General features: G+C 63.0%; 12 protein-coding genes and 4 pseudogenes. 10 read left to right on the top strand and 6 right to left on the bottom strand.

Annotated features, from left to right (window positions below):
- Both F4827_RS18850 and F4827_RS18845 read right to left on the bottom strand, forming a co-directional pair.
- Complete coding sequence (locus F4827_RS18850) at window positions 1–435, bottom strand: DUF6691 family protein (RefSeq protein WP_183725863.1); 435 nt, start codon at window positions 433–435, stop codon at window positions 1–3.
- Complete coding sequence (locus F4827_RS18845) at window positions 432–878, bottom strand: YeeE/YedE family protein (RefSeq protein ID WP_183725862.1); 447 nt, start codon at window positions 876–878, stop codon at window positions 432–434. The genes F4827_RS18850 and F4827_RS18845 overlap by 4 nt, the downstream gene beginning before the upstream one ends.
- Before the next feature lie 250 nt (window positions 879–1,128).
- Between F4827_RS18845 and F4827_RS18840 the strand changes: the two genes are divergently transcribed.
- The 6 genes and pseudogenes from F4827_RS18840 to F4827_RS18815 form a co-directional block, all read left to right on the top strand.
- Window positions 1,129–1,596 (top strand): rhodanese-like domain-containing protein, encoded by a 468-nt coding sequence (locus F4827_RS18840; protein WP_183725861.1) that lies wholly within the window; start codon window positions 1,129–1,131, stop codon window positions 1,594–1,596.
- An 88-nt stretch (window positions 1,597–1,684) separates the two neighbouring features.
- Window positions 1,685–2,656 (top strand): serine O-acetyltransferase EpsC, encoded by a 972-nt coding sequence (epsC, locus tag F4827_RS18835; protein ID WP_183725860.1) that lies wholly within the window; start codon window positions 1,685–1,687, stop codon window positions 2,654–2,656.
- Entirely contained in the window at window positions 2,653–2,907 is a 255-nt protein-coding gene (locus F4827_RS18830; protein WP_183725858.1) for a helix-turn-helix domain-containing protein, read from the top strand. The genes epsC and F4827_RS18830 overlap by 4 nt, the downstream gene beginning before the upstream one ends.
- Before the next feature lie 203 nt (window positions 2,908–3,110).
- Complete coding sequence (locus F4827_RS18825) at window positions 3,111–4,043, top strand: family 2A encapsulin nanocompartment shell protein (protein ID WP_167057710.1); 933 nt, start codon at window positions 3,111–3,113, stop codon at window positions 4,041–4,043.
- Window positions 4,018–6,021 (top strand): family 2A encapsulin nanocompartment cargo protein cysteine desulfurase, encoded by a 2,004-nt coding sequence (locus F4827_RS18820; RefSeq protein ID WP_183725856.1) that lies wholly within the window; start codon window positions 4,018–4,020, stop codon window positions 6,019–6,021. Before F4827_RS18825 ends, F4827_RS18820 begins: the two co-directional genes overlap by 26 nt.
- A gap of 494 nt (window positions 6,022–6,515) precedes the next feature.
- Window positions 6,516–6,737 (top strand): annotated as a pseudogene (locus F4827_RS18815) (transposase); the annotation flags it as partial.
- Window positions 6,738–6,914: 177 nt separating this feature from the next.
- Here F4827_RS18815 and F4827_RS18810 read toward each other — a convergent pair.
- The 4 genes and pseudogenes from F4827_RS18810 to F4827_RS18800 all read right to left on the bottom strand — a co-directional run bounded on the left by F4827_RS18810 (window position 6,915) and on the right by F4827_RS18800 (window position 11,149).
- Complete coding sequence (locus tag F4827_RS18810; protein ID WP_183725854.1) at window positions 6,915–7,154, bottom strand: hypothetical protein; 240 nt, start codon at window positions 7,152–7,154, stop codon at window positions 6,915–6,917.
- Window positions 7,155–7,686: 532 nt separating this feature from the next.
- The gene (locus F4827_RS35380; protein ID WP_260175319.1) at window positions 7,687–8,022 is read right to left on the bottom strand and encodes an OmpA family protein; all 336 of its coding nucleotides are present in this window, start codon (window positions 8,020–8,022) and stop codon (window positions 7,687–7,689) included.
- Window positions 8,023–8,661: 639 nt separating this feature from the next.
- A pseudogene (locus F4827_RS18805) lies at window positions 8,662–9,270 on the bottom strand (IS110 family transposase); the annotation flags it as partial.
- Between the two features lie 163 nt (window positions 9,271–9,433).
- Window positions 9,434–11,149, bottom strand: a pseudogene (locus F4827_RS18800) (phage integrase family protein).
- Window positions 11,150–11,406: 257 nt separating this feature from the next.
- Between F4827_RS18800 and F4827_RS35375 the strand changes: the two are divergent.
- The 4 genes and pseudogenes from F4827_RS35375 to F4827_RS18785 form a co-directional block, all read left to right on the top strand.
- A pseudogene (locus tag F4827_RS35375) lies at window positions 11,407–11,628 on the top strand (IS66 family transposase); the annotation flags it as partial.
- Between the two features lie 108 nt (window positions 11,629–11,736).
- Window positions 11,737–11,976, top strand: a complete 240-nt coding sequence (locus F4827_RS35370) for a hypothetical protein (protein ID WP_260175295.1) — start codon at window positions 11,737–11,739, stop codon at window positions 11,974–11,976.
- A gap of 539 nt (window positions 11,977–12,515) precedes the next feature.
- Window positions 12,516–13,682, top strand: coding sequence for a hypothetical protein (locus F4827_RS18790; RefSeq protein WP_183725850.1), 1,167 nt, complete (start codon window positions 12,516–12,518; stop codon window positions 13,680–13,682).
- 128 nt (window positions 13,683–13,810) lie between these two features.
- Window positions 13,811–14,200, top strand: a complete 390-nt coding sequence (locus F4827_RS18785; protein ID WP_221303732.1) for a hypothetical protein — start codon at window positions 13,811–13,813, stop codon at window positions 14,198–14,200.
- Window positions 14,201–14,370: the final 170 nt, after the last annotated feature.

Here is a 14,370-nt window from a genome sequence, read left to right as displayed (position 1 = left end):
CTATGGCCGGGTTTGCGTGCGCCCGGCCGTGCGGCGATAAATCCACCAGCCCGCGATCATCGACGGCAGGAAATAGAGCGCCTCGATGTTCGGATGCGCGAGCAGCGCGATCGCGGGGCCGGGGCAATAGCCCGCCGCGCCCCAGCCGATTCCGAAGATCGCCGCGCCCGCGATCAGCTTGCCGTCGATGGCCCTGGTGTCCGGCAGCGAAAACCGCTCGGCCAGCACCGGCTTTTTGTGGCCCAGGATGAAATGGAACGCGAGGGTGGCGATGGTCACCGCGCCGCCCAGCACGAACAGCAGGCTGCCGTCCCACGCGCCCAGCACGTCGAGAAAACCCAGCACTTTTTGTGGGCGCGTCATGCCCGAAAGCGCGAGACCGCCGCCAAACAGCAGGCCGCTCGCAAGACTTGCCAGCAGTGTCAGCGGGTTCATTGCAGCCCCAGTACGTGGCGCACGACGAACGTCGTGGCGATTGCCGTGACGAGGAATACGCCGGTGGCAAGCGCCGATCGACGCGAAAAGCGGGCCAGTCCGCAGACGCCGTGTCCGCTCGTGCAGCCGTGCGCGAGCGCGGTGCCATAGCCGGTCAGGAGCCCCGCAACGATTAACAGCGCCGGCGGAAAGCCCACCCGGGCTTGCGGCGCGAGATCGGCATGGCCGAACACGCGGGCCAGCGCATAACAGGCGGCGGCGCCCGCGACCAGGCCGAGCAGGAATGCGGCCCGCCAGGCGCGCTCGCGGCGTTCGCCCCAGATCAACTGGCGTGCGATGCCGCTGATGCCGGCGATCCTGCCATTGAGCCAGAGCAGCAAGGACGCCGCGAGGCCGATCAGCAGGCCTCCGGCGAGCGCGCTGTAAGGAGTCAGATGGGTCATGGCGATAAAAGGGCGCAAAAACGGGCGCAAAAGCGATAGCGCATCATACGGCACGTCGCGTAACCCCACGGCATTGAAACAGAATCGAAACAGCATCGAAGCAGGCTGCTCATTTAATTAGCAGATTTTGTTGGTTGGAAGCAGCGTCGGGCAACCGCATAGTGGACTCCTGCCGTCTATAGACGGCGGACGAAGTCGAACCGAAGCGCGCCGGTGGCAACGCGGCGGCTTCGAGCACATGGAGACATCTATGACGGTCGAGATTCTGGAAAAGCCGCTGCATGCCGATCTGGCAGCCGCGCAGCAGGCGGCGCAGGCCGCCGGTCTGCCCTATGCGGGCAGCGTGACGCCGCGCCAGGCGTGGAGCCTGCATCAGGCGGGCGAAGCTGTGCTGGTGGACGTGCGCACGGCGGAAGAACATCGTTTCGTGGGGCACGTGCCTGACACGCTGCATGTCGCCTGGGCGACCGGCACGAGCCTCACGCGCAATCCGCGCTTCGTACGCGAACTCGAAGCCAGAACGGGCAAGCACGCCGTGGTGCTGCTGCTGTGCCGCAGCGGCAATCGATCGGCGCAGGCCGCCGAGGCCGCGGCGAAGGCGGGATTTACCCACGTGTTCAACGTGAGCGAAGGATTCGAAGGCGAGCTGGATGCGTCGGGGCAGCGGGGCAGACAAAACGGCTGGCGTTTTCACGGCTTGCCGTGGAAGCAGGATTAAGCCGGCCTCGTCAACCTGACAACCGCCGCAGGGAACGCGCTGCAACGGGTGTGGCGCGGCCAGGCTTGTAAAACGGGGAGTAACGAGCGTGACTGTGTTTCGTGTAGCGGAAATCGTAGAGACGCTGCAAACCGTGCGCCAGCAGTGGCGCGAGGTGCAGCAGCGTTCGCTGGAACCGGGTGGCCGCGAGTTGCCGGCGCGCGAGGCGCTGGCGGAGATCGTGGATACGCTCAAGGGCGTACTGTTTCCCATGCGGCTCGGGCCGCCCGAACTTCGGCAGGAGAGCGAAAACTTCTATGTAGGCCACGCGCTCGACGCTGGCCTGCACAAACTGCTGTCCCAGGCGCGGCTGGAATTACGCTATCGCGCGCGTCGCGACGAGCCCGACCACGATGAAATCGACCAGCGCGCCGAAGCGGCGATTCATGCCTTTGCGCAACGTCTGCCGTCGATCCGCGTGCTGCTCGACAGCGACGTGCTGGCGGCTTTCGATGGCGATCCGGCGGCGGGCAGCGTCGACGAGGTGCTGCTCTGCTATCCCGGCGTGCTGGCGATGATCCATCATCGTTTCGCGCACGAACTCTATCGGCTGGGCTTGCCGCTGCTTGCGCGCATCATCTCGGAGCTGGCGCATGCGGCCACCGGCATCGACATTCATCCGGGCGCGCAGATCGGCTCCAACTTCTTTATCGATCACGGCACTGGCGTGGTGATTGGCGAAACGGCAGTGATTGGCGAGCGCGTACGGGTCTATCAGGCCGTGACGCTGGGCGCGAAGCGCTTCCCGCGCGATGCGGCGGGCAAGCTGGAAAAAGGACTCGCTCGCCATCCGATCGTCGAGGACGATGTGGTCATCTACGCGGGCGCAACCATCCTGGGCCGCGTCACGCTGGGGCGCGGCGCGGTGATCGGCGGCAATGTGTGGCTCACCGAAAGCGTGCCGCCGGGCGCGCACATCACGCAGGCGATTTCGCGCAACGAGACGCGCCAGCCCGATCCCACACGCGCCGCCAGGCCGGCGAAGGAAGCCGGAACGCAGCCCGCGGGCATCGCATCATGAACGCCATCGTGCAGGATTTCGGCGTGGCCGTGCGGCGGCTGCGCGAGTCGCGCGCGTGGTCGCAGGAGCGGCTCGCGGAGCATGCGGGGCTCAATCGCACCTATGTCGGCGAGATCGAACGGGGCACGGTGATCGCCTCCATTGTCACGGTCGAAAAAATCGCTCTGGCGCTGGATATGAGCGTCGCCGATCTGCTGGGCGCGCTCGTTGGCAGTGCGTATCTTTCGCCGCGCTCGTCGCTCAATCTCTAGCCAATAATCCGCTATAGCCGTCATTTCCACGCTGAGGTATCGGCGTGGCAGGCACCTGCGCGCCTGCACATTGAAGCGTGCCAGACGTTTGGTGTCTATAGCAGGTTGAGCCGGCGATCAGGGGCCTGAATAATCACCACGCGTAATCATCTCTTTTCATAAGCAAAGCTGTTTTCGTTCTAAGCAACCGGAGTCCTCATTCAATGTCCACGAATTTGAACGGCCAGAACGCGCTCGGCGATAACGCCGCGCGGCAATTGGCGAATGCCACCAAGACCGTCCCCCAGCTGTCCACCATCACGCCGCGCTGGCTGACGCATCTGCTGCAATGGGTCCCGGTCGAAGCTGGTATCTATCGCCTGAACCAGGTGAAGGACCCGGAAGCCGTGCGCGCGACCTGCACCGCGCGCGAGGACGAAGGCACGCTGCCGACCACCTTTGTGCCTTACGAGGAAAATCCGCGCGAGTATTTCCTCAATGCCGTGAGCACTGTGCTCGACGTGCATACGCGCATCTCCGATTTGTATAGCAGTCCGCACGATCAGATCAAGGAGCAGTTGCGTCTCACGATCGAGACCATCAAGGAGCTGCAGGAAAGCCAGTTGATCAACAACCCCGACTACGGCCTGCTTGCCAATGTCGAGGAAGAGCAGCGCATTTTCCCGCTGACCGGCGCGCCCACGCCCGACGATCTCGACGAACTGCTTACCAAGGTCTGGAAAGAACCGGCGTTCTTCCTCACGCACCCGCTGGGCATCGCGGCGTTCGCGCGCGAATGCACGCGCCGTGGCGTGCCGCCGCCCACGGTCAGCCTGTTTGGTTCGCAGTTCATCACCTGGCGCGGCATTCCGCTGATTCCGTCCGACAAGGTGCCGGTCGCCGACGGCAAAACCAAGATCCTGCTGCTGCGCGTGGGCGACAAGCGCCAGGGCGTGGTCGGGCTGTATCAGCCGGGCGTGGCGGGCGAACAGGGGCCGGGGCTGTCGGTACGTTTCATGGGCATCAACAATCAGGCGATCGCCTCGTATCTGATCTCGCTGTATTGCTCGCTCGCCGTGCATTCGCCGGACGCGCTCGCGGTTCTCGATGAAGTGGAAATCGGCAAGTACCATGACTATGCAGACACCTACCGGTAATCCCGTGCCTCTGCCTGGCGGCTTGCCCGATCCGGCCCAGCTTGCCCAGCTGGCGAACGCGTTCTTCAGCGCGCCGCCGGGTGGCGTGGGCGCGCTTCATCAGCCGGGCGCACCCCAGATCGCAGCCGGTAGCGGCGCGACGGGGGGGGTACCGGGCGCGTTGCCGGCCGCCGCGCCTGCGCTCGCGTCGGTGAGCAACCTCGCGCCGCCGGGCTCGCCGCTGGCGGGGCCGGGCGGCACGGGCACCGGTGTGCCTGGGCTGACACTGCCGCAAGGCCGCGTGCCGGGCGCCAACCTGCTGCCGGGTGCGCCCACGCATGTGCTCTCGCTGGGCAACCGCGCACCGGCACTCGCGCCGCATGCCGCCGCGCAGAATGGCCTGCCCGATCAGGCGGTATCGGTGTTGCCCGCACTCGAACCGCGCGCGGGCGGCGCAGCGCTCGGTGTGCCGAAGCAGGGCGGGGCGAGCGCGTCGCCGTTCTATTTTCTCGACGACGCATTGCGCGCGGGTTCGCCCGCCGCGGCTCATGTGGCCACGCAGTACGATGCGCCCGCGCTGCATGCCGATCCGCGCGCTTTCGGCCTGCCCACGCAAGACGATCTGCGCGATCTGCTGCCGTTGCATCGCGAAGGGCTACGCGCAAACGACGCACGTGATCTTCACCCAGCGCAAAGCTCGCACTACGCGCTCGACGAAGCGCGTGCAGCGGCGCATCCGCGCGATCAGGCGCGCACCGCGCCATTTGCCGCCGTGCGCGCGCCCTTCGACGTGGATGCGGTGCGCCGCGATTTCCCCATCCTCGCCGAGCGCGTGAACGGCCGTCCGCTGGTCTGGCTCGACAATGCCGCTACCACGCACAAGCCGCGGGCCGTGATCGAGCGCCTTGCGTATTTCTACGAGCACGAGAACTCCAACATCCATCGCGCGGCGCATACGCTGGCGGGTCGCGCGACGGATGCCTACGAGCAGGCGCGCGAGACGGTGCAGCGCTTTATCGGCGCGGCCTCGCCCGATGAAATCGTGTTCGTGCGCGGCACCACCGAGGCGATCAATCTGATCGCGAAGTCCTGGGGCGAGGAGAACGTGGGGCCAGGCGACGAGATCGTCGTTTCGCACCTCGAACATCACGCCAACATCGTGCCGTGGCAGCAGCTTGCCGCGCGTAAGGGCGCGACGCTGCGGGTGATACCCGTTGACGAATCGGGCCAGGTGCGGCTCGATGAATGCCGCAAGCTGTTCAACGAGCGCACGAAGATTGCGGCCGTCACCCAGGTATCGAACGCGCTGGGCACGGTCGTGCCGGTCGCGCAGATCGTGCAGATGGCCCACGCCGTAGGCGCGAAGGCGCTGGTGGACGGCGCGCAGTCGATCTCGCATCTGCGTGTGGACGTGCGCGCGCTGGACGCAGACTTCTTCGTGTTCTCGGGCCACAAGATCTATGGTCCGACCGGCATCGGCGTGGTCTACGGCAAGCGCGAGGTGCTCGAAACGATGCCGCCCTGGCAGGGCGGCGGCAACATGATCGCCGACGTCACCTTCGAGCGCACGCTGTTCCAGCCGCCGCCCGCGCGCTTCGAAGCGGGCACTGGCAATATCGCCGACGCCGTGGGGCTGGGCGCCGCGCTCGACTACGTCACTCGCATCGGCATCGAGAATATCGCGCGTTACGAGCACGATCTGCTCGCCTACGCTACGAGTGTGCTTGCGCCCGTCCCCGGCGTGCGTCTGGTGGGCACGGCCCGCGACAAGGCGAGCGTGCTGTCGTTCGTGCTGCGCGGGTATCAGACCGAGGAAGTGGGCCGCGCACTCAGCGAAGAGGGCATCGCGGTACGTTCCGGCCATCATTGCGCGCAGCCGATCCTGCGGCGCTTCGGTCTGGAGGCAACGGTGCGGCCGTCGCTGGCGTTCTATAACACCTGCGATGAAGTGGATGCGCTGGTGTCGGTGGTGCGACGACTGGCGGCGCGGCGCGGTTGAATCCGGTAGCCGTGGCCGGTGGTCGCGGTGCTGGCGTCGACTTCGGCGGCGTTCGACGGGTGCGAAAAGTGGTCTCGACGCTCGGGATGCGTTCGTTGCCGGCGCTGTCGGGCACGGTTGTGGCGTGGCGCCCGAGAACACGGAGCGCTTGAATGTGGGATTGAATGACGCTATGTGAGCGCAAGGGCCGGTCTGATGATCGGCCTTTGCTTTTTTATTGGATTTCATTTCATAAACACACGATGCGTTATCTTCATTGCGGCTCCAGCAGTTCGCCACGCAGTGGACCGGGCAATACAATCATGAGCGCCCCAACATGGGCCTTGGTGGGGTAACACCGAAACAGCGGCTGATGCCGCCGCATAGCATCTACTTCTGACTCTCGTTAAGAGCGGGGGGATTACCCACCCAAAGTGCTCCCCAGTGCCCCTTGTCCCGGATGGTTACACCATACGCCAGAACTGCACGGCGCGGGACCGTGAGGCACCGGCTATATCGTACCGGTCGCGAACGCCATCGAGAGCCTCAACATGCAACTGCGCAAGATCATCAAGACGCGAGGGCACTTCCCCAATGACGAAGCAGCGATCAAGCTGCTCTGGCTGGCACTGCGAAATATGCTAACGAAATCCGTGCGGGCGACCTTCAACTGGAAATCTGCCATGAACCAGTTCGCGATTCTGTCCGAGGAGCGCTTCACCGCCGCCCGTGGGTGAGTTTTTAAAACCGCCTTGCAAAAAAAATGCGGACAGGTTCCGCACTCAGGGCCCGCGCTTCGTTTACCTCTGTTTTCCCTTTTTCCCTTTGGCGGCCCGGCGTGGCCCAGTGACCGCCTTCTTCGCCGGCGAAGCGTCCGCCCCACTTTGCCACGCTGTGACGCTGATCCATCGGCGCTAACAGCTGAACGATCCATCCTCTTTTTTGACGGCGTGCTCGAACGCCATGACCGCGGCGAGACCGCCGGGAGAGCTGCGCTCGTCGGCGGGCGGCAGGACGCAGATCGCGGGGGCAGGCAGCCTCAGTGCGGCGGCCGGAATGTCATCGCCGACATCACTTTCCTCCATCAGGCGATGAAGCGCCGGGGTAGATTCGTACAGCATGACGTCGCGTCGCCAGAACGCCAGATTAAGCATGTCGATGGCGGAGCCCTGTGCCGTATTCGGCTCCTTTGGTGCCGCCCCTCTGTGAAGTCCAGACGACTCCCCCGGAGGAACGCCGCGAAGCGCTTCACGAAGTCGAGCACGGCCAGTCACGATCGGCAACGCACCTTCCCATCATCGATCCGGGCTTGCCCGCAGTGCGCCATACGGCGTCCCAGCATTCGACAGCACCAGCCGCGCGAAAGCGTACCGGTGCTAGCAACCCCTCGAAGGCCGGTCCGTACGCGCGCTGCGTGGCGTCGATTGCCCGGTTCAGTTCGAGAGCAAATCGAGCAGCGGCTGGTCCGTTTCGTGTCGCTCCTGATTGCGCAGCCTTGACAGCCCGGAGTCTAGCGTTTATCGGCATGATGCACGCTCCATCTGGTGGGTGCAGGGAACAATCGGGGAGTCGATCTCACGTTCAGGATTCCTACCGGTCCTGCTTTACCATGACGGTCACGACGATTCCCCCAGCCCGACCCGGTTCGTGGCCCGTGGTCGCACTTCCATCCATGTGCGCGTCCGTTCAGGGTGCGGGCTCCACGATGATCTCGACGCGCCGGTTACGCGCACGCCCTTCACGGGTCCGGTTGTCGTCAAGCGGAGACATTTCACCCTGACCGCCCGCGTTCATGCGCCCAGGTGCGACGCCAGCCAGTACAAGCGCCTGCATGACGGCCTGTGCGCGCTGCGTGGAGAGCGACAGGTTGGAAACGCCTGGCGTGGGGTCGGGCGCGACGTTATCGGTGTAGCCCGTCAGCCTGATCTGCACGCGTGAACCCGCTGCGGCGAGCGTCCTGCCGATCTGTGCGATGACGGGCACGGAAGAGGGGGACAGGGTGGCCTGCCCGGGCCCGAACATGCCTTCAATAAGGATCACGAGCGACGACATGCCGGCGTTCGTGCGCAGCGTGATGCTGTGGCTGGCGATCTCGCCAGACAACCCGCCGTCGATCGCGTGAACGATGCCGGCAAGCGGACTGGCCGGTGTTACGACGCTACCCGCTGCGCCCACATGGATCCGGTACGCGAGTGCTGACAGCAACGCCGCAGCGATCACGCCGGCGACGAACCAGCACGCGCGTGCGCCCCACCTTCGCCGGACGGGGACCGTCTGCGCGGTTTCGCGATATTTCACATCGACGAAGTCGTCAGGTGAAAGCGGTGCCGCTGCTTGAGCGCCACGCGGGCGTGCCGTGGTTTCGATGGTGGGCCCGGTTGCCCGTGCGCCGTGATGTACAGATTCCACATTGCGGCACAACGTGGTTTCCTCCGGCTGCTGGCTGGGTGAGCCCACCGGGGCATTCTTGCTGCCACGAACCGTCCCAGTGTCCTGGTGCGGCGCCTGTGCATGGCGTTCCGTACAGGTGTTCGCAGCGGTATTCCCCGCTGGGCTCGCCGCCACGAGCCGGGCCCGCATCGCCTCCAGCCGCCTGATGCCGTCTGACTGTTGAGGCGCGTGCAAAACTGACCGTGGGTCAGGATTCAGTCGGCGTTGACAGCTTTGACGTGGAACCAGTCCGAGAAACGACGCAAACTCGCGGCCAGATTTAAACGTTTTGGCGTCCCCGATTGTAGCCACCAGCGCCGTTGCCGTGAGTCTACCGATGCCAGGCACCTCAGCGATCGCCCGGCAGGCCGCTTCGTGCTTGTGCCATGCTCCTATCTGCTTTTCAAGCTGGTCGATATTCTGCTCGATCCCGTCGACGCGCCTCAGCTGGTCCTGCAGGCAGGAGATCATGATTCCCGGCAGGGTGTCCCCAAGTTCAACCATGCGTGCGCGGATCTCATTGAGTCCTGCGACACGACCGGTGCGGAACGATGCACCGAACTCGTATAGCAATCCCCGCAACTGGTTCACCTGCATCGTCCGGAATTTGACGAGCAGCGAGCGCATCCTGTGAAGACCGAGCATGGCCTGCTGGTCTTCCGTCTTCGTTGCTACGGTTCGCATCCCCGGTTGCTGGATCGCCGTCCAGATCGCCCGAGCATCTGCTGCGTCGGTCTTGTTCGTCTGCACGAACGGCCGAATGAACTTCGCATGCAACAGCACCACTTCGTGCCCGAGCGCCTGGATCTTGCGGGCCCACCAGTGCGCACTGCCGCACGCAGCAAAGCACGTCTGTCATAAACGCATCTAACGATCAGTTGCGGTAATCCTTTGCGAACAGCCTGACGGCTGCATCCGTCTGCAGGGTGTCGGATTTCCAGCGCGAGCGAGCTGCCTCCTACGCGCTCTCGGGAGAGGTGAGCCGATTCGGGAGTCGCAGTCGTTACTTGCGGCCCGAAAACGCATCCCCGATCTGCCGCGCGCGCTTGACCTCGTCGCTGTGCAGATAGATCGATGTTGTTGACACCGAGGCGTGTCGCAGGTTGTCCCGCACGGTCGTCAGCTCCGCACCGCGGCCGAGCGCGTGGGTGGCATGCGTATGCCGCATCCAGTGCAGACTCGCGCGGCGCAGCTTCTCCGCGAGCGGCGTGTGATCGGCCTCGATCGCTGTTGCGGCGAGCAGGAAGAAACGCCGCATCACCATCCACAGGCGCACACTGCTGATCGCGTTGCCACTGTCCGCCTCGAGACTGCCGATGATGGGCGTGTCCGGCCGCCAGTGCCGCTGCGTGACTGGCAGCCCGCGTTCAGCCAGATAGCGCGCAAGCGCGTCCCACGCGAGCGGCGGCAGCGCGACGCGCGCCAGTTTCTTCCCTTTGCCTGTCACGCGTAGCCAGTGATCGCCGCGCGGATCGGTTTCGACGTGCCCGAGCGTGGCGCAGACGAGTTCACTGGCACGCAGACCCGTCGCGTAGCCGAAATCGAGCAGAAAGCGCACACGTTGCGCCGCCGGCGCCGACCAGCCGTGGGACCACTCCAGTCCATCCGCGATCGTGCGTGTGAGCGCCCATTCGCCCTCGGCAAATGCGTGAGATGCATCGAGCACACCCGGCCCACTAGCATCCCACACCTTCACCCCCGCAAACGGATTGGCCAGCACATAACGCTGCTCGATGAGCCAGTGGAACAGGGCGCCCAGGATTGACAGCGCGTGCGCGACCGAGCGCGCGGAGAGGCTCCCGTTGAACGGCCGCCAGTCGGGTTAGCTTCGTGGGCGCACCGGCCCGACCCAGCGGCCGCGCGGCGAGGGATGGCGCAGGAAGGCACGGTAGGCTATGGCATCCTCGGTCGTGAGCGAGGACAGTGCCCGGCCGCGCTCGACGATCGCCCACAGGATCAGCCGCTCGGCTTCCTTGCGGTAGGTGCGTTGCGTCGCAGGTGACTCGAGCAAGGCAAGCCAGGTCTGGACGGCCTGATAGTCGTTGGTCGCATCGAGCGTGCAGGTGGCGGGGGGGGCACGGAAGGTGCCTTCGGAGCCATCAACCTCGTTTGGCAGGCTGATCGATTCCCATGGCACGATGGGACTTTGCCGGCTGGCGACGATCAGCGCACGCGCCTTCTCGGTGAGCGCCGGCCACGCGGCGAAGAACGCCTCGATTGCCTGCGCGTTCGCCGCGCCCAGCCCAGGCACGACTTTCCACCACTGGCGGCGGCGCGGAATGCGCACGGTGAGATCGGCGAGCGTCGTGATGCCATACGCCTGCAGCGCCCGCACGGCACGCGGTGCAAACCATTGGGCGATGTCGTCGGCGATCTGGGGCTCGGGTGGGCGTGTGGTGCGGAGGGCTTCGATCGCCTGGGCGACCGCTTTCGCTTGCTGCGTCCGCTCTTGCGCAGGATGATCGAGCAGGGTGGCCAGATCGTCACGGTGTGCAGCACGCGCGAGCGCGACCAGCCGGCGCCGGATCCGGCCGAGCACGCCGCGTGCCGATTTGCCGTCACCCAGCGCCGAAGGCAGATAGCGCTCGACCGCGGGACGCACGGCCACGCCGGCGTACCACGCGCGTAGGACGGCCAGTTCGGCAGCATCGGGGAAACCGGACGAATCGTTATCGTCAGGACGGGGCGGAGCGGGCAGCGGGATGTGACGCGTTTTCATATATTTGAGTTTAATCGATAAACGCATACCTTATGATAAGAATACTTATCTTAATAGCATGATGAAGTGCCGATTTTTCGGGGAAAATTGGCGTCTCGGGCAGAACTCTGACCTGCTGTTTCGCTCTCGTGACCAAGTTTCGCTTCTTCGAAAAGGCGAGCGCGGGATGATGCGGCGATCGAGTAATACTATGCTTTCCCGCGGCCGGAATCAAAGGCTTAAGGCGGGTAGCGTTTCGCCTCGTGTTTTCTTTGGCTATGCGGAAGGGCAATCAGACCATTCTCGCCCAGCGTATACGCCACGCTAACAGAGGCGTTGCGCCGCTACGCAGGACCTCTACTAAGCTGCACGCGGATGATACGCCGATCCCAGGACTCTCACGGGGCCACAGGAAGACCCGCACGGCCGGCTATGGGTCTACGTGCGCGACGCAACCGGCTTCGGGCTGGTTCGCGTACTCGCCGAACCGGCAGGGCATCCATCTACAAACCCATCTCGCCAGCTTCAAAGAAATTCTACAAGCGGTCGCCTACGCCCAATGCGATCGGGAGCTTCTGCAGCCGACAGCAGAAGAGGCGTCGTGGCTCATGAACGCGGATACGCAAGAAGCAACCGATCAGCGGAGCGATGTGGTTTGCCGAATGCATTTCGGCTGCTCGTGGGATGCCTACCTGCAGATTTCCGTCAATCAGGACGCCGTCGCCGCGCAAACGTCGCTTGAATCTGCGAAACGTCAAAACCAACGGGAAGAAGCTAGCCTCAAACACGCCGCGATGCAGCGCGAACCGGTGCTAGCTAGGCTGTCAGTGCTTGGCGCGTTGCGATGATCGTCGATCGCATGAAGTTATGAACTGTAAGACAGAATGAAGATCCTAATGTATCCAACCGCGTTCACGGGAGCGCTATTTCGCGACATCCGACACTGAGCGCCGCGGGCAGCGGAAGGCGGTTACGCGATGGATCGACGTGAGCGGCAAATATCAAACCGAGTTATGCATTAAGGTGAGCAAGACGAACTGAATTCTTGCTCATTGGAGATATATATGCATATTGGATCGATAACAACTTTGGCTCTATCGAGCCTTTGCGTAACGTGTTTGACGGTGGCAGCGATTCAGCGCGCCGGATCCTGGACGTGGGCAGGGGGGCGCCTCCGTAGGCGCCATCTGGCTTTTGCAGGTACTTTGATAGACTGGCTGCGCGGATGTCGTGCTCGGCCAATCTATTTGCGTCAAGAATTGCATCTGGCAGCGAAATGACGGGGATATGTAGTCGGGGCCCGCAGGTCAGCCGTTTCAATGACAGTGCGGTGATCACCGTCCGCTGTGAACAGGCCGCTGCCCCTGTTCCTATACCAGAACGAGACATGAACCAACACGACCAGAGCGAAACGCGCGATATGGCAACCAATCCGATGGCCGAACTTCGCTGGCTCACGCCCGAACTTGCAGCTTTTCAGGCGGACGAGAAACTGCACGCCAAGATTCCGCAGGGCATTGTCAAACGCAGCGAGGCGTTAGCAGGATGCTTTTTAGAATCGGGAGCCATCCTGCCCGGCTCGCTGCTTGAAAAGTCGGAGTTTGCTTCGGCGACGCAATGGGCGCTTTACTGGTGCATCGCGGCGTCGTCGTCGTATGTATGTGGCGACCCGCGTAGCGGAATAAACGGAGAAGATTGGCAGACGAAGGAGTTTGTTAGCAAGCTCACGATGCTCATGACTCTCATGAAATACATACCGAACGGGAGCGCACCGCTTGAGCTCGTGCTGAGCGAGATTTGGGCACACAAAATGCCGGGGAGCAAGGAAGCGACGCTGGGAGCAGATCTGCTGCTTGTCCTAGATTTGGGTAACGATGACGAACCTCTTAAGCCGCGTATCCAATTGTTCTGGCTTCAGGGAAAAGCGGTCAAATACGTATTGAAGGAGCAAGAGGCAGTTTACAAGCTCCACTATGACCAGTACAACGACACCGTCGGCTACCAGTCTGAGCGACTTCGTCTGCAACACAAACCGGAAGAAGGCTCGTTTGCTTTCTACGCGCAGTATGCGCACCAGATTCCATTCGTGCCAGTGACGCCGGTGAGCAGGCTTACTGAAGCCCCAGCAAGTGTGACGGCGGATTTGCGAGAGATTGCCGTGCGTTTCGCCGAATGGCTTGTCGAGCGCACGCTCGATCCCAGTGCGCCTTCGTCACGCGAGACACCTCACGAGCCGCGCGGGGCCTTTGCAAGCGAAGAGGACGTCATAACTTTCCTGGAGAATGCCGCAAGACTTAGCCCTGATGCCGAGTTTGCACCGTATTCTATGGTTTGCCTGTCGGCGCGGGGCGCAGCACCTCGTGTCGAATCGGTTGCCAAGCGCATCATGAAGCATTTTGACGCGCAGATTTTGGCGATGCGTAATCGCACGCTGGCAGCGATTTCGACGGCGAATTCGGTTGGGGGTGATGTTGCCGATGTCGGGCAGGACGATCAACCGGATGATGGCACCGAGAATAAACCGACTGGCGGGAAACGCGATTTCAAGCCGTAGTAATTCGTGGCGTGGCGCGGACTATCAGTGTCTTTGACGACGCCCACGATCTCGCAAAAAGCGCGTAGCGTTTTACGCGATTTTTTGCCTTAATTGGCTGTTTTGAAGAAAAGTATATGGCTGGGACTATGCAGGACTCGCACAAAAATGTTGAAGTGGCCGAAGGCGATCAAAGCGCTGAAGATCATGCCGTCAAGGCATGCTGCGGTCATCCCGGAATAGGGCCGCTCCTTCTGGCACTGTTCGAAATTGCGATGTTCGTCTCCCTGTATCAGATCAACTTCAACAAGCTGCCATTCACCCGCTTCATGGGAGCGATGGTCGCTAGAGCTTTCGTAGCGGGATTGACTTCGCTCATGGGCATGATCTGGGCCGGTCGTCTTCTGCAGCGCACGAAACGACGATCAATGTTAGTTCAAGGCCCAGCATTCGTCGCTATTGGCGCCCATAGCATCCTCTGTATCCCGGCATGCATATGGTTGTTGGCGGTGACATCCCACTTTCTGAGGTCAGGTTGAGGTAAATGAGTGGTTCAATTCGGACAGGCGCAAATCGCGCCAGAAAATCATGAAGAATCAAAAATTCGGGGCAGTGTGAACCGCCCCGGGTTTTGTGGAGGCTCCAACTCTTGAGAGAATGGAGCCATGAACAAGAAGGTAACCAAGTTTTCCCCGGAAGTCCGAGAGCG

This window comes from Paraburkholderia bannensis, assembly GCF_014200455.1.
Taxonomy (GTDB): Bacteria; Pseudomonadota; Gammaproteobacteria; order Burkholderiales; family Burkholderiaceae; genus Paraburkholderia; species Paraburkholderia bannensis_A.
This window is presented reverse-complemented; position numbering and strand designations above follow the sequence as displayed.